Origin of the sequence: Mycolicibacterium wolinskyi str. Jessa 2025, from assembly GCF_049241375.1 — a bacterium.
Classification (GTDB): Bacteria; Actinomycetota; Actinomycetes; order Mycobacteriales; family Mycobacteriaceae; genus Mycobacterium; species Mycobacterium wolinskyi.
The window spans coordinates 5,398,749-5,416,899 of the sequence record NZ_CP185960.1 but is presented as its reverse complement, the minus strand read 5'-3'; the positions used below and the strand labels follow the sequence as shown (position 1 = coordinate 5,416,899).

Genomic DNA, 18,151 nt, shown 5'->3' with positions numbered 1-18,151 from the left:
CTTGCGGGGTGCACGTGAGCCGGGTAACGCGGACCGGCGTGCCAGACTCGGTCGCATGTCGCAGCGGATTGTCATCACCGGGGCAGGCGGCTTGGTCGGGCGAGTATTGGCTGATCAGGCCCGTCAGCGGGGTCGCGACGTGCTGGCGCTGACCTCGGCGCAATGTGACATCACCGACGCAGGCGCGGTACGGCATTTCGTTGCTGCCGGCGACGTGGTGATCAACTGCGCGGCCTACACGCAGGTCGACGCGGCCGAGGCCGACGAGGCCAGGGCACACGCGGTCAACGCCGTCGGCCCCGGGAATGTGGCCGAGGCCTGTGCGGCGGTCGGCGCCGGGCTGGTGCACATCTCGACCGACTACGTATTCGGTGGCGACCGTCACACGCCCTACGAGGTCGACGACCCGACCGGACCGGTCAGTGTCTACGGCCGCACCAAGCTCGCGGGGGAGCGGGCCGTGCTGGCCGCCAAGCCCGATGCGCACATCGTGCGCACCGCGTGGGTGTACGAGGGGGCCGACGGTGGCGACTTCGTGGCAATCATGCGCCGGCTCGCGGCCGAGGACCGGCAGGTCGACGTCGTCGCCGACCAGATCGGGTCACCCACGTACGTCGGTGACCTGGTCACGGCCTTGCTGCAGGTCGCCGACGGCGAGGTGGACGCGACCGTCGTGCACGCCGCCAACGCGGGTGCGGCGAGTCGCTTCGATCAAGCCCGGGCAACGTTCGAGGCGGTCGGCGCGGACCCGGACCGGGTCCGGCCGGTGGGTACCGACCGGCACCCGCGGCCGGCGCCGCGGCCGTCGTACTCGGCACTGTCGACCCAGCGATCGGTGTCGGCCGGGCTCACCCCGCTACGACCATGGCGCGAGGCGCTGGTCGCGGCGGTCGCGGCGGCGTCACCTGACGGCCCGCTACCCTCTACGCCGTGACTGAGGAAGGCCTCCGCCCGCTCGTGGTGGTGACGGTGACGTACTCGCCTGGGCCGCACCTGGACCGGTTTCTGGCGTCGTTGTCGTTGGCGACGGAACGGCCGGTGACGGTCATCATGGCCGACAACGGCTCCACCGACGGCGCACCAGAAGAGGCCGAACAGCGCTATCCGAACGTGCGTCTGCTGCGCACCGGCGCCAATCTCGGTTACGGCAGCGCGGTCAACCGCGCGGCGGCAGAAATCTCGCCCGACACCGACTGCGCAGAGTTCTTCGTGGTGGCCAACCCCGATGTGCAGTGGGGGCCCCATTCGATCGACCTGCTGCTGGAAGCCGCCGACCGCTGGCCGCATGCGGGCGCCTTCGGTCCGCTGATCCGCGACCCCGACGGTTCGGTCTACCCGTCGGCGCGCCATCAGCCGAGCCTCGTCCGGGGCGGCATGCACGCGGTGGTCGGCCCGTTCTGGAAATCCAATCCGTGGACCGCGGCCTACCGCCAGGAGCGCGAGGAGCCCAGCGAACGTCCGGTCGGCTGGCTGTCCGGCTCGTGTCTTTTGCTGCGCCGGGCGGCGTTCGATGCGATCGACGGATTCGACGAGCGCTACTTCATGTACATGGAAGACGTCGACCTCGGCGACCGGCTCGGCCGGGCGGGCTGGGCCAACATCTATGTGCCGTCCGCGGAGGTGCTGCACTACAAGGGCCACTCCACCGGGCGTGACCCGGCGCGAAACCTGGCCGCCCATCACCGCAGCACATACACTTTCCTGGCAGATCGGTACCCCGCGGTATGGCAAGCGCCGCTGCGGTGGACGATCCGGGGGGCGTTGGCCGTACGCGCGGGGCTGGTAGTTGGAAAGTCTCGGCGTATGCAGTCGAAGAGGGGGGCGTTGCAGTGACAAATCCGGGGATCAATCCTGGCGAAGTGGATGCCGTCGTACTGGTCGGCGGTCAAGGCACCCGGCTTCGGCCGCTGACACTCTCGGCACCGAAGCCGATGCTGCCCACCGCCGGGCTGCCGTTCCTGACGCATCTGCTGTCGCGGATCGCGGCGGCGGGCATCAAGCACGTGGTGATGGGCACGTCGTACAAGGCCGAGGTCTTCGAGGACGCGTTCGGCGACGGCTCCGAACTCGGGCTGGAGATCGAATACGTCACCGAGACCGAGCCGCTCGGCACGGGCGGGGCCATCGCCAACGTCGCCGACAAGCTGCGCTACGACACCGCGATGGTGTTCAACGGCGACGTGCTGTCGGGCGCCGACCTCGGCGCGCTGCTGGAAGCGCACGACGAGCATCGTGCCGATGTCACGCTGCACCTGGTCCGGGTCGGCGATCCGCGCGCGTTCGGCTGCGTGCCGACCGATCCCGACGGTCTCGTCACCGCGTTCCTGGAGAAGACGCAGGATCCGCCGACCGATCAGATCAACGCGGGCTGCTACGTGTTCAAGCGGGCGGTAATCGACAAACTGCCGAGGGGGCGGGCGCTTTCGGTCGAACGCGAGGTGTTCCCCGGCCTGCTGGCCGACGGCTTGCGGGTCTGCGGATACGTCGACATGTCGTACTGGCGCGACATGGGTACCCCCGAGGACTTCGTGCGCGGTTCGGCAGATCTGGTGCGCGGCATCGCAACCTCGCCCGCACTCAACGGCCACCGCGGTGAGTCGCTCGTGCACGAGGGCGCGGCGGTCGCGCCGGGCGCGCTGCTCATCGGCGGCACCGTGATCGGTCGCGGCGCCGAGATCGGTGCCGGAGCCCGGCTCGACGGTGCGGTGATATTCGACGGCGTGCGCGTGGAGGCCGGTGCGGTGATCGAACGCTCCATCATCGGCTTCGGCGCCAGGATCGGGCCGCGCGCGCTGATCCGCGACGGCGTGATCGGCGACGGCGCCGACATCGGAGCCCGCTGCGAGCTGTTGCGCGGTGCCAGGGTGTGGCCCGGGGTGGCGATTCCCGACGGCGGCATCCGCTACTCGACGGACGTCTAGCGTCCGTCGGCGGCGGCTCGCGCAAGCTGGGCCAGACCGAAGTCCGTGTCGGCGGGCAGCGCGTCAAGCGGCCACCACTGCAGGTCCAAAGACTCGTCACTGCGGGCGATTTCGGCGCCCTCCGGGGCCCGTACCAGGAACTGCAGGTCGAGGTGGCGGGTTGGCACGCCCAGTGAGCACTTCACCGGATGCACGTGCAGTGCGGCCAGTTCCGGATCGATGGTCAACCCGCTGATCCCGGACTCCTCGGCGGCTTCGCGCAGTGCGGCGGCGTGCACGTCGGCGTCGCCGGCCTCACAGTGCCCGCCGAGCTGCAGCCACCGGCCGAACCGCGGATGCAGCGTCAGCAAGGTCTGTGTTCCGGTGTGGTCGAGGACGAGTGCCGATGCGGTGATGTGTCCGGGCGCGCATTCCCGTAAGCAGGCATCTGGCCGGGCGGCCAAAAACGACAACACGGCGTGGCGCAGCGAATCCTGCGCGGGATCGGTTGTCCGCCAATGGGTCAGCACATCGACGGCGGAGGTGTGCAAGCTCATCGGTACAGCAGCAGCCCATCCGTGGGTACCGGGTCGCGCGGCGGCTGTTGCTCGTCCGGATAACCGATCGCGATGGCGCCCAACGGCTCCCAGTCGTCGGGCAGGTCCAACTCGGCACGGACCAGATCGCCGGCGAATATCGTCGAGCCGATCCAGCAGCTGCCCACGTCCCGCACCGCCAGGGCGACCAGCAGCGCCTGTACCGCCGCGCCGACCGCGACGGTGAACATCGTGTGTTCGGCGGCGGTGCGCGCCTCGTCGGGATAGCTGTGCGCACCGTCCGGAACCAAGAACGGAATCACCAGTTCGGGTGCGTCGTAGAGTATTTGGCCGCGGCCGACCCGGCGCTCGACCGCGTCGGGAGCTCTGCCGTCACCCGCGAGGTCGGCCCGCCAGCGGTCCTTCATCCGGTCCAGCAGCCGGGTGCGCGTCGCGGTGTCCTGCACCCAGACGAAGCGCACCGGGCGGGTGTGATGGGGTGCCGGTGCGGTGAGCGCCTCGCCCACGGCGGCCTCGATGAGCTCGTGGGGCACCGGCTCGGCGCTGAACCTGCGTACGGACCGGCGCAGGAGCTGAGCTTGGCTGCGGCCCAATTGGATTGCCTCGGCCGTGCCGAGCCAGAACAGATCGTCCTCGCCCGCACGCACCAGCGTGTGCGCCGTCGACCCGTCGTCGGGCAGGTGCAGGCCGCGCACGACTGCCACCGGGATCGCGGTCAGCTTGCCCTTCACGAGGTCGGCGGCGGCGGCGATCTCGTCGGCCACGGCGACCTCGGTGACGAGAAGTTCGTTGCCGTGCCGGTCGCGGGCGCCGGCATAGCCGTGCAGAACCGTCAAACCGGCTGCGCCGATTGCGAAGTCGGTCTGTCCGTTACGCCATGCGCGACCCATGGTGTCGGTTATCACTACGCCCACCGTCACGCCGAGTCGGTCACGTAATCCGTCCCGCAGCGCCGCTGCGCTACCGTCGGGATCGACGGGCAGCAGGGCGAGTTCGGTGGAATCCACGTTCGAGCCGTCGACACCGGCGGCCGCCTGGACCAGGCCGATGGCATTCTCGGTGATCAGCGTGCGGCCCTTGCGGGCGAGCACTCGAACAGCCTCGTCATCGATGAGCTTGCGCCGCAGCGTGTCCCGCTCTTCCGGATCGGAGGGGGCGACCACGATCCGCCCCTCGCACTTCGACACCACCTTGCTTGTGACAACAAGCACATCGCCGTCTTGCAACCACGGCGCCGCGGCGGCGAGGGCGCCGGCCAGATCATCGCCAGGACGGAACTCCGGCAGGTCGGGAACCGGGAGGATCTCGACGCGGTCGGCCGAGCCGTGCTCGCCAGTCGCCGCGGCCGAGCCGTGCTCGCCAGTCACAGTGTCACTCCGGCGATGTCGAGCCCGGCCTGGACCATCTTGGCGGTGGTGGGGGGATCGGTCATCAAGAGCGGTACGGCACGAACCTCGACGCCTTCGATCTCGGCGTGGTCGCCTTCGTGTACCAGCCAGCCATCCAGTATCCCGGTGCCCGACTTCGCGCCGAACCAGCGGCCGACGCCTTCCGACGTGGACTCGACGCCGATGATCGACAAACACTCATCGGCCATGCCGCGCAACGGTTTTCCCGCGATGATGGGCGAGTAGCCGATGACGGGGGCCGCGGTCGAACGCAGCGCTCCGCGGATTCCGGGTATCTGCAGGATGGGGCCGACGCTGACGACCGGATTGGACGGCGCCAGCAACACGACGTCCGCCTCGGCGATCGCCTCGGTTACGCCGGGGCCCGCGGTTGCCTGCTCGGCCCCGACGAACGCGAAGCTGTGCGACGGCACCTTGGCGCGGTGGCGCACCCACCATTCCTGGAAGTGGATGGCCCTGCGCTCGCCGTCGGCCGGGTCGGTGATCACGACGTGTGTCTCGCTGCGATCGTCGGTGACCGGCAGCAGTCGGGCCCCCGGTGACCAGCGCTTACACAGCGCCTCGGTCACCTGGGACAGGGGATAGCCGGCCCGCAGCATCTGACTGCGGACAAGGTGGGTGGCCAGGTCGCGGTCACCGAGGCCGAACCAGTCCGGTTGGACTCCGTAGGCCGCGAGTTCCTCTTTGGCATGCCAGGTTTCGTTGCGATGCCCCCAGCCTCGTTCCGGGTCGATGCCGCCGCCGAGGGTGTACATGCAGGTATCGAGGTCGGGGCAGATCCGGACGCCGTGCATCCAGGCGTCGTCACCGACGTTCACGATCGCCGTGAGTTCGTGCTCGCCGGGGTTGCCAGGGTCGTCGGAGAAGCTTCCAAGCCGTAGAAGGTTCTGCACGCCCAGCAAAAACCGTGCGCCACCGACGCCGCCGACCAGAACGGTGATCTTCACAACGACCGACACTAGGCGTTGAGGGGCCGCGCACGGAAACGACGTCGTCACGGGCAGGACACGCCGAGGTTGCGACGCGCCGATTTGACATCACGGGATGGTATGAATTCCTGTTCCAGCGCTTGACCCCAGCAGCTAACACGTGTGTAATCACAGCAGTGTCATTTTTCGGTTGGTGACCGATTCCGGTGTCGCGGACCGAGATTCGATCATTTGTTCGAATGAAATGGCCGCACATCACAATAGTGGGCTCCACTGAGGGATCTACGAGACCGAGTGAGGAGGCGGGGGATATGTCTTATGAGAGCGGCGATTTCGATCGTGTGGTCCGGTTTGACGGCCGGCTACTCGGCTCGGTAGACAACGCACCGCACATCAACACCGGGCCGACACCGATGGGGGCAACCGGACGTCCCCAACTGAGTTTGGTTCCCGATGAAATTGATGTTGATCCGGCAACCGAAGATGACCAATGGCAGGAACGCGCCCTGTGCGCGCAGACTGACCCGGAGGCTTTCTTCCCGGAGAAGGGCGGGTCTACCCGCGAGGCCAAGCGCATCTGCCAGGGTTGCGAAGTTCGCGACGCCTGCCTGGAATACGCGCTTGCACACGATGAGCGCTTCGGAATCTGGGGAGGTTTGTCAGAGCGGGAACGCAGACGCCTCAAGCGCGGCATCATCTGAGCCGCAGCGTCACTCGTCGTCGATCGTTGGGTCGATGACCGAGGGTTCGACGCCAAGATAGGTGGCCACCTGGGCCACCAGGATTTCATGCAGTAGATCGGCCAGCTCATCGGATCCTTTGACCCGGCGCTCGATGGGCTTGCGGAACAACACAATTCGCGCCCGGGTCGAATTCCCCCTGACGTCCACGCCGGCGGGTATCAGCCGGGCGAGCGCAATGGGACCGTCGGCCACCACCTCCGGTGGCCACTGCACACTGTCCGGATCTTTCGGGGACATCCGCGGAATCTCGTCAACGGCGACGTCGAGCGCGTTGACCCGGGTGGCCCACCGACGCTCGATCGGCTCGTAGGCCTCCAGCACCGCCATGTCGAACCGTTCGGCCCGGCTGCGCCAGCCGGGGACCGACCGCGGCAGCAGCGGACCGCGGATGTCGCGGCCGCGCCGAGATCGCCAATGGTTCCGCTGGGCCACGGGCACGATCGTAACGGTTCGGGATCGGGCGCCCCGCGGCTGCGCGTGTCCGGCAGCGTGCGGCGATCGACCAAGATAATCTCTGGTGCGTGAATGTTCCCCGTCGCTGCTGCCGGCCCGGGTGCCCGCACTATGCCGTGGCGACGCTGACCTTCGTCTATTCGGACTCGACAGCCGTCGTCGGTCCACTGGCCACGGTCTCCGAACCGCATTCCTGGGACCTGTGCGTCGGGCATGCCAGCCGCATCACGGCACCGCGCGGGTGGGAGCTCGTGCGCCATGCCGGCCCGCTGCCGACGCACCCCGATGAAGACGATCTGGTGGCGCTCGCGGACGCGGTACGGGAGGGCCAGGCCGGCACCGTACCGCGGGGTGGTGTGGTTGCCGGGTTCTCCGATCCCGCCACCGGAGTCAGCGGTGGCGCAGTGATGGCCCCGACGGCGCGGCCGCCGGAATCGAACGGGCGGCGACGTGGCCACCTGCGGGTGTTGCCCGACCTCAATGAGTAGAAGCCGGTCGGGCCAAGAGTAGTGAGCGTGTTGTTGCCGCAAGACGGTTAGGCTGGCGCCAACGATCCCGTTTCACAAGGAGTTCTATGTCTCGGCCAGCAGCGGCTGTTCACAGTGTCATCAAGGCCTATGACGTCCGCGGCTTGGTCGGCACGGAGCTCGACGACGCCTTCGTCGCTGATGTCGGCGGCGCGTTTGCCCGCTTGGTTCGCGCCGAGGGTGCCGAACAGGTCGTGATCGGACACGACATGCGATCCAGTTCGCCATCGCTGTCCGCGGCGTTTGCCGAAGGCGTCACTTCCCAGGGGCTCGACGTCATCCGGATCGGCCTCGCGTCCACCGATCAGCTCTATTTCGCCTCCGGCAAGTTGAACTGCCCGGGGGCGATGTTCACCGCGAGCCACAACCCGGCCGCCTACAACGGCATCAAGTTGTGCCGGGCCGGGGCCAAACCGGTAGGCAAGGACACCGGCCTGTCGGTGATCGCCGACGAGGTGATCAACGGAGTGCCGGCCCACCACGGCGCGGCAGGCACCGTCACCGACCGCGACGTGCTGGCCGACTACGGCCAATTCCTCCGCTCGCTGGTCGATCTCAGTGAATTACGACCGCTGCGCATCGCGGTCGACGCGGGCAACGGCATGGCCGGCCACACCACGCCCGCGGTGCTGGGTCCGATCGCCGGCGCCACCGTGCTGCCGCTGTTCTTCGAGCTGGACGGGACGTTCCCCAACCACGAGGCCAACCCGCTGGATCCGGCCAACCTGGTCGACCTGCAGGCCTACGTCCTGGAGACGGGCGCCGACATCGGTCTGGCGTTCGACGGCGACGCCGACCGCTGTTTCGTGGTCGACGAACTCGGCAGGCCGGTGTCGCCCTCGGCGGTCACCGCGCTTGTGGCCGCGCGTGAACTGACCCGCGAGATCGGCGCGACGGTCATCCACAACCTGATCACGTCGCGCGCGGTTCCCGAGTTGGTGGTCGAGCGCGGCGGCACGCCGGTGCGGTCGCGAGTCGGGCATTCCTACATCAAGGGGCTGATGGCCGACACCGGTGCGATCTTCGGCGGGGAGCATTCGGCGCATTACTACTTCCGTGATTTCTGGGGTGCCGATTCCGGCATGCTGGCCGCACTTCACGTACTGGCCGCGCTCGGTGAACAAGAGCGACCGCTGTCGGAGATCATGGCCGACTATCAGCGATACGAGGCCTCCGGCGAGATCAACTTCACCGTCGCCGATGCGGCGGCGTGCGTGGACGCGGTGCTCAAGTCGTTCGGCTCCGGCATCCACTCGATCGACCATCTCGACGGCGTGACCGTCGATCTGGGCGGCGGCAGCTGGTTCAACCTGCGTACCTCCAACACCGAACCGCTGCTGAGACTCAACGTCGAGGCACGCACCGCCGAGGACGTCGAGGCGATCGTGGACAAGGTCGCCACCCAGATCCGGACGGTGAGTGAGGTGGCGACGTGAACGCCGTCGACGCCACGGTGGATCTCGACGACGGCGACGGACTTCTCGCCGCCGACCGTAACGGTCTGCTGCGCGCGGCGGCCATGGCCGGTGCGCAGGTTCGGGCGACCGCCGCCGCGTTTTCGGAGGGGACGCTCGAACCACTGCGGTCCGACCATCCACCGCGCACGGTGATCTGGGTGGCCGGCCGCGGTGTGGCCGAGACCGCGGGCGCGATGCTGGCTGCTGCGCTCGGTGGATCAGTCGCGACCCCGATTGTCGTCGCGGCCGAGACCCCGCCGTGGATCGGTGCGCTCGACGTGCTGGTCGTCGCAGGCGACGATCCGGGCGATCCGGCGCTGGTGAATGCCGCGGCCACCGGGGTCCGGCGTGGTGCCCGGGTGCTCGTGGTGGGTGCGTACGAGGGCCCGTTGCGTGATGTCACGGCGGGACGCGCGGTGGCATTGGCTCCGCGGCTGTGGGTGCCCGACGATTTCGGTTTGACGCGGTACCTGGCCGCCGGCCTGGCTGTCCTGCAGGTACTGGACGCGGGCATCCGTGTCGATCTGGCGGCGCTGGCAGATGAACTGGATGCCGAGGCGCTGCGCAACAGCGCGGGTCGGGAGTTGTTCACGAACCCCGCCAAGACGTTGGCAGACCGGATGTCCGGATATGACGTCGTCCTCGCCGGCGACACCGCGGCGACGCTCGCGCTGGCCCGGCACGGGGCGGCGACGATGTTGCGGGTGGCCGGGGAGGTGGTGGCCGCGGCCGGCCTGGCCGATGTGCTGGCGGCGGAGGGGAGCGGTGCGACCCGATCGGCCGGCTCAGGCGCTGAACGATCACTGTTCCACGACGAACAGATCGACGGGCCGCTGCCGCGCCGAATGCGCACGTTCGTGGTGAGCACCGATGTCGAACGACCCAATGTGGCGGCCCGGATCGGTGGTTTCGACGACATCTCCGTGATCGGCGCCGAGGACGTTCCCGAGCTTGCCGGAACGGCTCTTCCGATGGGGCGTCCCGAACAACAACTGGCGATCATGGCGGTTCGCTTGGAGATGACCGCCGTCTATCTGAAACTGGTTCGAGGTTAACGAAGTGCATCTGCTACGGGGAGCGGTGCGAACCTATGCGTGGGGTTCGCGGACCGCGATTGCCGAGTTCACTGGAAGGCCAAGTCCCACAGTGCATCCGGAGGCCGAGCTGTGGTTCGGCGCGCATCCGGGGGATCCGGCCTGGCTGCAGAGCGAGCACGGCGAACAGTCGCTGCTGGAGGCTGTGCACGACGATCCGGAGGGGCAGCTCGGCACCACCACGGTCGCTCGGTTCGGAGATGCGCTGCCGTTCCTCGTCAAGGTGTTGGCGGCCGACGAACCGTTGTCACTGCAGGCCCATCCGAGCGCGCAGCAGGCGCAGGAGGGCTTCGAGCGCGAGGACCGCCTGGAGATACCTGTATCCGCGCCGACGCGTAACTACCGCGATCGCAGCCACAAGCCTGAATTACTGGTTGCGCTAGGGCAATTCCACGCACTGGCCGGGTTCCGTCCGGTGGAGCGCACGGTCGAGTTGATGCGCGCGCTGGCGGTCTCGGACCTCGACCCCTTCATCAATCTGTTGTCCGGCCAGTCGGACGGCGACGGCTTGCGTGCCTTGTTCACGACGTGGATCACCGCGCCGCAGCCCGATCTGGATGTGCTGGTTCCCGCAGTGCTCGACGGCGCGATCGAATACATCCGCTCCGGCAAGAAGAAATTCGCCGCGGAAGCCAAGACGGTGCTCGAGCTCGGGGAGCGCTACCCCGGCGATGCCGGCGTGCTGGCGTCGTTGTTGCTCAACCGCGTCAGCTTGCAGCCGGGAGAAGGCCTGTATCTGCCCGCGGGCAATCTGCACGCGTATCTGCACGGCGTGGGCGTCGAGGTGATGGCCAACTCCGACAACGTGTTGCGCGGCGGGCTGACGCCCAAGCACGTCGATGTGCCCGAACTCCTGCGGGTGCTCGATTTCACCCCGACCCCGGAGGATCGACTGCGTCCCGAAATCGTCAGGGACGGAACCGAACTCATCTACCAGACCCCGGCCCCGGAATTCGCGGTGTCGGTGCTGTGCGTCGACGGCGACCATCTCGGCCACGAGATCGACGCCCAGTCACGCCATGACGGACCCCAGCTGCTGCTGTGCACCGAGGGCGCGGCCGTCGTGCACAGCAAGGGTGGGCGGCTGACCCTCGAGCGTGGTGCGGCCGCGTGGGTGGCTGCTGACGACGGCCCGATCCGGCTGACCGCCGACGAGCCCACCAAGCTGTTCCGGGTGACCGTCGGAATCTAGCCGGGAAGCGGCTCAGAGCGTCGCGAGGATTTCCTCGTTCTGCTTGCCCGGCCCGCTACGTTCAGCCAGGAACGCTCGCATGTTGGTCCGGATCGCCCGCCCGATCAGCCGCGGTGACGGTGCCAGATACAGGCTATCGAGCAGGCTGGTTCGCCGTAGGAACCATTCGGCCAGAACAGGATCCGTCTCGGCGGCGCCGAGGAACTGATCGAAGAGCCCGTACATCGGCCGGTACCACCGCGGCTTGTCGCCTTCGGCGCCGTGCGCGATGTGGTCGGCGACGGCGTTCATGAGCCACACCGGATACGTCGACCGCGCGGTGCTGTACGCGAGACGCCTGATGAGATTCTGGCGGCCGCTCGCGAGCACACTGCGCAGATTGCCGGCCTGCAGCGCCGTCATCGTCACGCCCTGGCCGTACGTGGGGTTGAGGCTCGCCACCGCGTCGCCGAACGGGAAGATGCCTGCCGGCATCCGGTGCAGTTTGTCGTAGCGGCGCCACTTGGCCACCGGGTAGCGGTGGAATGCCATCTCGCCCACGGGCTCACCGGCCCGCAGTGCCGCACTGATGTGCGGCGGCACGGTCGTATCGGCCTGCGCGCAGATACCGGCGAAGTCTTGCGGTGGTTCGGCTTTGGCGACTCCGAACGCCGTCACGGTCCAGATGCCGTCTTCGTGGAACAGCATGCCCATGCCGAGGCCCTCGTCGTGCGAGGCGCTCACCAGAACCATCTTCTCCGCGATCATCCCGTCGGGGATTCGCACCCGGTGCGACGCGTACGTCACCCCGATCTTCACGGAATCCTCGCGCGGACGTTCGTAACCCCATTCCTCTAACCACACCGGCAGGCGGCTGCCCCGTCCGGACGCGTCGACTACGAGGTCGGCGGACACGGTTTCGCCGTTGTCGAGGAGCAGGCCCGTCACCCGTTCTGCGGCCGGATCGAACTGCGGTTGTACGACCCCGTTCTGCACGACGGTCACGTTGGGCAGCGCGAGGGTGCGTTTGCGCACCTGCCATTCCAACTGACCGCGACTCGGCACGTACGCGGTGAAGTTGGACTCGAGGGTTCGGCCGGTGCCGAGCACGTGACCGGCGGCGGTGAAGTGAATCGACTCGGGGCGGTTCTCGACGACCGGTACGCCGGCCGCGGCCATCTCGTCGAGGAGCCCGGGAAAGATCTTCTCGAGTTCCTGTGCGCCGCGCGCCATCAGGAGGTGGACGTGCTGCCCCTGGGGAATGGCACTGCGGTTGACCGGTTGATCGGGTAATTCATCGCGTTCGTAGAGCGTCACTTGGTCGAAGTGATCCGACAACACCCGGGCCGCGCACAGGCCGGCGATGCTGCCTCCGATGACGACGGCATGTTTGGAGGCGAGTTCTCGTGTCCTACTCATCGACCGCCACGGTAGTGGGAACATGACCTGAAGCGGACACGAATGGAAGGCGACGCAACTGATGAACGGCAGATGGCGCACCAAGTCCGTCGAGCAGTCGATAGCTGACACCGATGAACCGTCGACGCGGCTGCGAAAAGATCTGAACTGGTGGGATCTGACCGTTTTCGGCGTATCCGTGGTGATCGGCGCGGGTATTTTCACGATCACCGCGTCGACCGCCGGCAACCTCACCGGACCCGCGATTTCGATCTCGTTCATCATTGCTGCAATCGCCTGTGGTCTCGCCGCGCTGTGTTACGCGGAATTCGCCTCGACCGTGCCGGTCGCCGGCAGCGCGTACACGTTCTCCTACGCGACCTTCGGTGAGTTCGTCGCCTGGATCATCGGCTGGGATCTGATCCTCGAGTTCGCGGTCGCCGCGGCGGTCGTGGCCAAGGGCTGGTCGAGCTATCTCGGCACGGTGTTCGGGTTCGGCGGCGGTACCGCCGAGCTCGGCGGCCTGACACTGGACTGGGGAGCGTTGCTGATCATCGCCTTCGTCACCTATCTGCTGGCGATGGGCACCAAGTTGTCGGCGCACTTCAGCCTGGCCATCACCATCATCAAGGTTTCGGTGGTGCTGCTCGTGGTCGTCGTCGGCGCGTTCTACATCAAGGCGGCCAATTACTCGCCGTTCATACCGCCCGGTGAGGGGGCCGGCGAAGGCGCCGGCGGCGCCGAGCAGTCGCTGTTCTCGTTGATGACGGGCGCCGAGGGCAGCCACTACGGCTGGTACGGCGTGCTGGCCGGGGCTTCCATCGTGTTCTTCGCGTTCATCGGGTTCGACATCGTCGCCACCACGGCTGAGGAGACGCAGAACCCGCAACGGGATGTGCCGCGCGGCATCCTCGGCTCGCTCGCGATCGTCACGGTGCTCTACGTCGCGGTGGCGGTCGTGCTGTCCGGCATGGTGTCCTACGTCGACCTCAAGAGCGGTGACGGCGCCTCGGCCAACCTCGCCACGGCATTCGAACTCAACGGCGTGCACTGGGCCGCCAAGGTCATCTCGATCGGCGCGCTGGCAGGGCTCACGACTGTCGTGATCGTGCTGATGCTGGGGCAGACGCGGGTGCTGTTCGCGATGTCGCGCGACGGACTGCTGCCGCGTCAGATGGCGACCACCGGCCGGCACGGGACGCCGGTGCGCATCACGGTGATCGTCGGCGTTCTGGTCGCGGTCGCCGCCTCGGTGTTCCCGATGGGCAAGCTCGAGGAGATGGTGAACATCGGCACGTTGTTCGCGTTCGTGCTGGTGTCGGCCGGCGTCATCGTGCTGCGCCGTACCCGCCCGGACCTGCCGCGTGGGTTCCGGGCACCGTGGGTGCCGCTGCTGCCGATCGCCGCGATCATCGCGTGCGTGTGGCTGATGCTCAACCTGACCGGGGTGACGTGGATCCGGTTCCTCATCTGGATGGCGATCGGCGTCGTCGTGTACGCGGTCTACGGTCGCCGGCACTCGGTGTTGGCCAACCGCGACGTCACGACGACGGTCTGACACTCGGGATCGCTCGGTTCTTGTTTCGCCCGCCCGTGTGACCGCGCGCACATCGGTCGTTTACAAATACCATCTCTGTGTCTAGACAGAAGACATATACCGCCCTATAGTCAAGTCATTGCAGTGATGGCTCTCACATAAGGAGGCTTGACGTGGTGGCGGAACTTTCAGGCAACCCGGGCGCGTCGGAGGTCCGGCAATGGCGTGACAAGAAGCGGCACCTGTGGCTCATGGGCCTGATCGCCCCGACGGCGATGTTCGTGGTGCTGCCGCTCGTGTGGGCGTTCAATCAGCTCGGGTGGCACATCGCTGCGCAGATCCCGCTCTGGATCGGCCCGATCCTGCTCTACGTACTACTGCCGCTGCTGGACCTGCGGTTCGGCCCGGATGGCCAGAACCCGCCTGACGAGGTCATGGAGCAGCTGGAGAACGACAAGTACTACCGGTACTGCACGTACGTCTACATCCCGTTCCAATACGCCAGCGTGGTCCTGGGCGCCTATCTGTTCACGGCATCGGACCTGAGCTGGCTGGGATTCGACGGCGGCCTGGGCTGGCCGGCCAAGATCGGTGTCGCGTTGTCGGTGGGGGTGCTCGGAGGGGTGGGCATCAACACCGCACACGAGATGGGCCACAAGCGAGATTCGCTCGAACGCTGGCTGTCGAAGATCACGCTCGCGCAGACCTGGTACGGCCACTTCTACATCGAGCACAACCGCGGGCACCACGTGCGGGTGGCCACTCCGGAGGATCCGGCATCGGCCCGGTTCGGTGAGACGTTCTGGGAGTTCTTGCCGCGCAGCGTGTTCGGCAGCCTGAAGTCGTCGTGGGAGTTGGAGGCGCAGCGGTTGCGCAGGCAGAACAAGTCGCCGTGGCATCCGTCGAACGACGTGCTGAACGCGTGGGCGATGTCGGTGGTGTTCTGGGGTGTGCTCATCGCGATCTTCGGCGTCGGCGTGGTCCCGTTCATGCTCATCCAGGCCGTCTACGGGTTCAGCCTGCTGGAGTCGGTGAACTATCTGGAGCACTACGGTCTGCTGCGGCAGAAGACGCCGAGCGGTCGCTACGAGCGGTGCGCGCCCGTGCACAGCTGGAACTCCGACCACATCGTGACCAACCTGTTCCTGTATCACCTGCAGCGGCACAGCGATCATCACGCGAACCCGACACGCCGGTATCAGACTTTGCGCAGCATCGACGGTGCGCCCAATCTGCCCAGTGGCTACGCCTCGCTGATCGGGTTGACGTACCTGCCGCCGCTGTGGCGCAAGGTCATGGACCACCGGGTGCTCGAGCACTACGACGGCGACATCACGCGCGTCAACATCCAGCCGCGGCTGCGCGACAAGGTCCTGGCCCGCTACGGAGCGGCTGGAGCCGCGCAATGAGCGCCTATCGCTGCCCCGGCTGCGGTTACGTGTACGACGAAGCCAAAGGCGCACCGCGCGAAGGCTTTCCGGCCGGCACGCCGTGGGGGGACGTGCCCGATGACTGGTGCTGCCCGGACTGCGCGGTGCGGGAGAAGGTTGATTTCGAGAGTGTGGAGGTTTCGCGATGAACGACTACAAGTTGTACGTGTGCGTGCAGTGCGGATTCGAGTACGACGAGGAGAAGGGCTGGCCGGAGGACGGCATCGCCCCGGGTACCCGTTGGGACGACATTCCAGACGATTGGAGCTGCCCGGACTGCGGTGCGGCCAAGTCCGATTTCGAGATGGTGGAGGTCGCCCGGCCGTGACAGTGGCCTGCTCTGCGGCGGGAAGCGATATTGTCGCGCGTGTGAGTCGTCCGCGTGACAAGCAACGCATCCCGTACGCAGAGGCGTCGAGGGTGCTGCTGCGCGATTCGATTCTCGACGGGATGCGCGATCTGCTGCTGACCCGGGACTGGTCGGCGATCACGCTGTCGCACGTGGCCCAGGCCGCGGGCGTCAGCAGGCAGACGATCTACAACGAGTTCGGGTCACGTCAGGGCCTGGCCGAGGGATATGCCATGCGGCTGGCCGATCGGCTGGTCGACGCCGTCGACGACGCGATCAACCACAACGTCGGTGACGTGCATGCCGCGTTCCTGGAAGGCTTCCGCTCGTTCTTCGTGGACTCGGCCGCCGATCCGTTGGTGATCTCGCTGCTGACCGGAGCCTCGAAGCCCGATCTGCTGCAGATCATCACCACCGGCAGCGGTCCCATCATCAGCCGGTGCTCGGATCGGTTGACCGGCACGTTCCAGAACAGCTGGATGAAGGCCAGTGACGAGGATGCCGGCGTGCTGGCGCGCGCGATCGTGCGGCTGGCGATGAGCTACGTCTCCATGCCCCCCGAGGCGGATCACGATGTGGCCGGTGACCTGGCCCGACTGATGACACCGTTCGCCGAGCGCTACGGTGTGATCGAAGAGAATTAGAGCCGCCCACCCCGCGAAGCTAATGTGTAAATTAGCTAAGTAATTACGATGCGCGCAGAGTAAGGAATCACATGACGACGACTGAGCAGAAGCTCACGGCAGACGTACGCAACGGCATCGATTACAAGGTCGCAGACCTGTCGTTGGCCGACTTCGGCCGCAAGGAGATCCGGCTGGCCGAACACGAGATGCCCGGCCTGATGGCACTGCGCCGCGAATACGCCGAGGTGGCCCCGCTCAAGGGTGCTCGCGTGTCCGGCTCGCTGCACATGACCGTGCAGACCGCGGTTCTCATCGAGACCTTGGTGGCGCTCGGCGCTGAGGTCCGCTGGGCGTCGTGCAACATCTTCTCCACCCAGGACCACGCTGCCGCCGCCGTCGTCGTCGGCCCGCACGGCACCGTCGACGAGCCCAAGGGTGTCCCGGTGTTCGCGTGGAAGGGCGAGACCCTCGAGGAGTACTGGTGGGCCGCCGAGCAGATGCTCACCTGGGAAGGCGAGCCCGCCAACATGATCCTCGATGACGGTGGCGACGCGACCATGATGGTGCTGCGCGGTGCGCAGTACGAGAAGGCCGGTGTGGTCCCGCCCGCCGAGGACGACGATCCGGCCGAGTGGAAGGTCTTCCTCTCGGTGCTGCGCGAGCGCTTCGAGACCGACAAGAACAAGTGGACCAAGATCGCCGAGTCGGTCAAGGGTGTCACCGAGGAGACCACCACCGGCGTGCTGCGTCTCTACCAGTTCGAGGCCGCGGGCGAACTGCCGTTCCCGGCCATCAACGTCAACGACTCGGTCACCAAGTCCAAGTTCGACAACAAGTACGGCACCCGCCACTCGCTGATCGACGGCATCAACCGCGGCACCGACGTGCTGATCGGCGGCAAGAAGGTGCTCATCTGCGGCTACGGCGACGTCGGCAAAGGCTGCGCGGAGTCCCTGGCCGGGCAGGGCGCCCGCGTGTCGGTCACCGAGATCGATCCGATCAACGCACTGCAGGCCCTGATGGACGGGTTCGACGTCCGCACCGTCGAGGACGCGATCGGCGAAGCCGACATCGTCATCACGGCGACCGGCAACAAGGACATCATCACCATCGAGCACATGAAGGCCATGAAGGACCAGGCCATCCTGGGCAACATCGGCCACTTCGACAACGAGATCGACATGGCGGCGCTTGAGCGTTCTGGCGCCACGCGGATCAACATCAAGCCGCAGGTCGACCAGTGGACGTTCGACAGCGGCAAGTCGATCATCGTGCTGTCCGAAGGTCGTCTGCTCAACCTGGGCAACGCCACCGGGCACCCCTCGTTCGTGATGAGCAACAGCTTCTCGAACCAGGTCATCGCCCAGATCGAGCTGTGGACCAAGAACGACGAGTACGACAACGCGGTCTACCGGCTGGCCAAGCACCTCGACGAGAAGGTCGCCCGCATCCACGTCGAGGCTCTCGGCGGGCAGCTGACCAAGCTCACCAAGGAGCAGGCCGAGTACATCAACGTCGACGTCGAAGGGCCTTACAAGCCCGAGCACTACCGCTACTGAGTTAGCTGACGT

Annotated in this window: 19 protein-coding genes; 14 read left to right on the top strand and 5 right to left on the bottom strand. The window is 67.0% G+C overall.

Annotated elements, in window-relative coordinates:
- Nucleotides 1-55 precede the first annotated feature (55 nt).
- Genes rfbD through manB form a run of 3 tightly spaced genes read left to right on the top strand, consistent with a single transcriptional unit; the run spans nt 56 to nt 2,921 of the window.
- The gene (gene rfbD / locus ACOI2T_RS26750; RefSeq protein WP_067854694.1) at nt 56-934 is read left to right on the top strand and encodes a dTDP-4-dehydrorhamnose reductase; all 879 of its coding nucleotides are present in this window, start codon (nt 56-58) and stop codon (nt 932-934) included.
- Complete coding sequence (locus ACOI2T_RS26745; protein ID WP_067854692.1) at nt 931-1,833, top strand: glycosyltransferase family 2 protein; 903 nt, start codon at nt 931-933, stop codon at nt 1,831-1,833. The genes rfbD and ACOI2T_RS26745 overlap by 4 nt, the downstream gene beginning before the upstream one ends.
- Before the next feature lie 11 nt (nt 1,834-1,844).
- Nucleotides 1,845-2,921 (top strand): mannose-1-phosphate guanylyltransferase ManB, encoded by a 1,077-nt coding sequence (gene manB, locus ACOI2T_RS26740; protein ID WP_198538968.1) that lies wholly within the window; start codon nt 1,845-1,847, stop codon nt 2,919-2,921.
- Here manB and ACOI2T_RS26735 read toward each other — a convergent pair.
- Genes ACOI2T_RS26735 through cofD form a run of 3 tightly spaced genes read right to left on the bottom strand, consistent with a single transcriptional unit; the run spans nt 2,918 to nt 5,813 of the window.
- Nucleotides 2,918-3,457 carry an NUDIX hydrolase gene (locus ACOI2T_RS26735; RefSeq protein ID WP_409504465.1) on the bottom strand — a complete coding sequence of 180 codons (540 nt, stop codon included), beginning with the start codon at nt 3,455-3,457 and terminating at the stop codon, nt 2,918-2,920. The two genes, manB and ACOI2T_RS26735, sit on opposite strands and share 4 nt — an antisense overlap.
- On the bottom strand, nt 3,454-4,824 hold the full coding sequence (locus ACOI2T_RS26730; protein WP_409504464.1) for a coenzyme F420-0:L-glutamate ligase: 1,371 nt from the start codon (nt 4,822-4,824) through the stop codon (nt 3,454-3,456). The genes ACOI2T_RS26735 and ACOI2T_RS26730 overlap by 4 nt, the downstream gene beginning before the upstream one ends.
- On the bottom strand, nt 4,821-5,813 hold the full coding sequence (gene cofD, locus ACOI2T_RS26725) for a 2-phospho-L-lactate transferase (RefSeq protein WP_409504463.1): 993 nt from the start codon (nt 5,811-5,813) through the stop codon (nt 4,821-4,823). The genes ACOI2T_RS26730 and cofD overlap by 4 nt, the downstream gene beginning before the upstream one ends.
- A 293-nt stretch (nt 5,814-6,106) precedes the next feature.
- Here cofD and ACOI2T_RS26720 point away from each other — a divergent pair, with 293 nt between their 5' ends.
- Nucleotides 6,107-6,496, top strand: a complete 390-nt coding sequence (locus ACOI2T_RS26720) for a WhiB family transcriptional regulator (RefSeq protein WP_067854759.1) — start codon at nt 6,107-6,109, stop codon at nt 6,494-6,496.
- Nucleotides 6,497-6,505: 9 nt separating this feature from the next.
- Here the strand turns inward: ACOI2T_RS26720 and ACOI2T_RS26715 are convergent, their stop codons facing one another.
- Nucleotides 6,506-6,928, bottom strand: coding sequence for a metallopeptidase family protein (locus tag ACOI2T_RS26715; RefSeq protein WP_067854757.1), 423 nt, complete (start codon nt 6,926-6,928; stop codon nt 6,506-6,508).
- A gap of 131 nt (nt 6,929-7,059) precedes the next feature.
- Here ACOI2T_RS26715 and ACOI2T_RS26710 point away from each other — a divergent pair, with 131 nt between their 5' ends.
- The 4 genes from ACOI2T_RS26710 to manA all read left to right on the top strand — a co-directional run bounded on the left by ACOI2T_RS26710 (nt 7,060) and on the right by manA (nt 11,261).
- Complete coding sequence (locus tag ACOI2T_RS26710) at nt 7,060-7,479, top strand: DUF3499 domain-containing protein (RefSeq protein WP_067854682.1); 420 nt, start codon at nt 7,060-7,062, stop codon at nt 7,477-7,479.
- A gap of 86 nt (nt 7,480-7,565) precedes the next feature.
- On the top strand, nt 7,566-8,954 hold the full coding sequence (locus tag ACOI2T_RS26705) for a phosphomannomutase/phosphoglucomutase (RefSeq protein WP_085147126.1): 1,389 nt from the start codon (nt 7,566-7,568) through the stop codon (nt 8,952-8,954).
- Nucleotides 8,951-10,030, top strand: a complete 1,080-nt coding sequence (locus ACOI2T_RS26700) for a TobH protein (RefSeq protein ID WP_409504462.1) — start codon at nt 8,951-8,953, stop codon at nt 10,028-10,030. The genes ACOI2T_RS26705 and ACOI2T_RS26700 overlap by 4 nt, the downstream gene beginning before the upstream one ends.
- A 4-nt stretch (nt 10,031-10,034) precedes the next feature.
- A complete protein-coding gene (manA, locus tag ACOI2T_RS26695; RefSeq protein WP_409504461.1) occupies nt 10,035-11,261 on the top strand; it encodes a mannose-6-phosphate isomerase, class I in 1,227 nt (408 codons plus the stop codon).
- A 12-nt stretch (nt 11,262-11,273) separates the two neighbouring features.
- On the opposite strand, the gene ACOI2T_RS26690 is transcribed toward manA, so the two are convergent.
- Nucleotides 11,274-12,659 carry an FAD-dependent oxidoreductase gene (locus tag ACOI2T_RS26690; RefSeq protein WP_409504460.1) on the bottom strand — a complete coding sequence of 462 codons (1,386 nt, stop codon included), beginning with the start codon at nt 12,657-12,659 and terminating at the stop codon, nt 11,274-11,276.
- 61 nt (nt 12,660-12,720) lie between these two features.
- Between ACOI2T_RS26690 and ACOI2T_RS26685 the strand changes: the two genes are divergently transcribed.
- From ACOI2T_RS26685 to ahcY, 6 genes are all read left to right on the top strand, one after another.
- Nucleotides 12,721-14,196, top strand: a complete 1,476-nt coding sequence (locus tag ACOI2T_RS26685; protein ID WP_409504459.1) for an amino acid permease — start codon at nt 12,721-12,723, stop codon at nt 14,194-14,196.
- A 230-nt stretch (nt 14,197-14,426) separates the two neighbouring features.
- The gene (locus ACOI2T_RS26680) at nt 14,427-15,584 is read left to right on the top strand and encodes an alkane 1-monooxygenase (protein WP_409504666.1); all 1,158 of its coding nucleotides are present in this window, start codon (nt 14,427-14,429) and stop codon (nt 15,582-15,584) included.
- Nucleotides 15,581-15,754 (top strand): rubredoxin, encoded by a 174-nt coding sequence (locus tag ACOI2T_RS26675; RefSeq protein WP_084356876.1) that lies wholly within the window; start codon nt 15,581-15,583, stop codon nt 15,752-15,754. Before ACOI2T_RS26680 ends, ACOI2T_RS26675 begins: the two co-directional genes overlap by 4 nt.
- On the top strand, nt 15,751-15,933 hold the full coding sequence (locus ACOI2T_RS26670) for a rubredoxin (RefSeq protein ID WP_067854649.1): 183 nt from the start codon (nt 15,751-15,753) through the stop codon (nt 15,931-15,933). The genes ACOI2T_RS26675 and ACOI2T_RS26670 overlap by 4 nt, the downstream gene beginning before the upstream one ends.
- 41 nt (nt 15,934-15,974) lie before the next feature.
- Nucleotides 15,975-16,598 carry a TetR family transcriptional regulator AlkX gene (gene alkX, locus ACOI2T_RS26665; protein WP_067854646.1) on the top strand — a complete coding sequence of 208 codons (624 nt, stop codon included), beginning with the start codon at nt 15,975-15,977 and terminating at the stop codon, nt 16,596-16,598.
- 71 nt (nt 16,599-16,669) lie between these two features.
- Nucleotides 16,670-18,139: an adenosylhomocysteinase gene (gene ahcY / locus ACOI2T_RS26660; RefSeq protein ID WP_067854643.1), complete on the top strand. Its 1,470-nt coding sequence runs from the start codon at nt 16,670-16,672 to the stop codon at nt 18,137-18,139.
- Nucleotides 18,140-18,151 lie beyond the last annotated feature (12 nt).

Coding starts and splice junctions, on each gene's coding strand:
- rfbD (WP_067854694.1), top strand. CDS start 56: ATGTCGCAGCGGATTGTCATCACCGGGGCAGGCGGCTTGGTCGGGCGA.
- ACOI2T_RS26735 (WP_409504465.1), bottom strand. CDS start 3,457: ATGAGCTTGCACACCTCCGCCGTCGATGTGCTGACCCATTGGCGGACA.
- ACOI2T_RS26720 (WP_067854759.1), top strand. CDS start 6,107: ATGTCTTATGAGAGCGGCGATTTCGATCGTGTGGTCCGGTTTGACGGC.
- ACOI2T_RS26705 (WP_085147126.1), top strand. CDS start 7,566: ATGTCTCGGCCAGCAGCGGCTGTTCACAGTGTCATCAAGGCCTATGAC.
- ACOI2T_RS26690 (WP_409504460.1), bottom strand. CDS start 12,659: ATGAGTAGGACACGAGAACTCGCCTCCAAACATGCCGTCGTCATCGGA.
- ACOI2T_RS26685 (WP_409504459.1), top strand. CDS start 12,721: ATGAACGGCAGATGGCGCACCAAGTCCGTCGAGCAGTCGATAGCTGAC.
- ACOI2T_RS26680 (WP_409504666.1), top strand. CDS start 14,427: ATGGGCCTGATCGCCCCGACGGCGATGTTCGTGGTGCTGCCGCTCGTG.
- ACOI2T_RS26675 (WP_084356876.1), top strand. CDS start 15,581: ATGAGCGCCTATCGCTGCCCCGGCTGCGGTTACGTGTACGACGAAGCC.
- ACOI2T_RS26670 (WP_067854649.1), top strand. CDS start 15,751: ATGAACGACTACAAGTTGTACGTGTGCGTGCAGTGCGGATTCGAGTAC.
- ahcY (WP_067854643.1), top strand. CDS start 16,670: ATGACGACGACTGAGCAGAAGCTCACGGCAGACGTACGCAACGGCATC.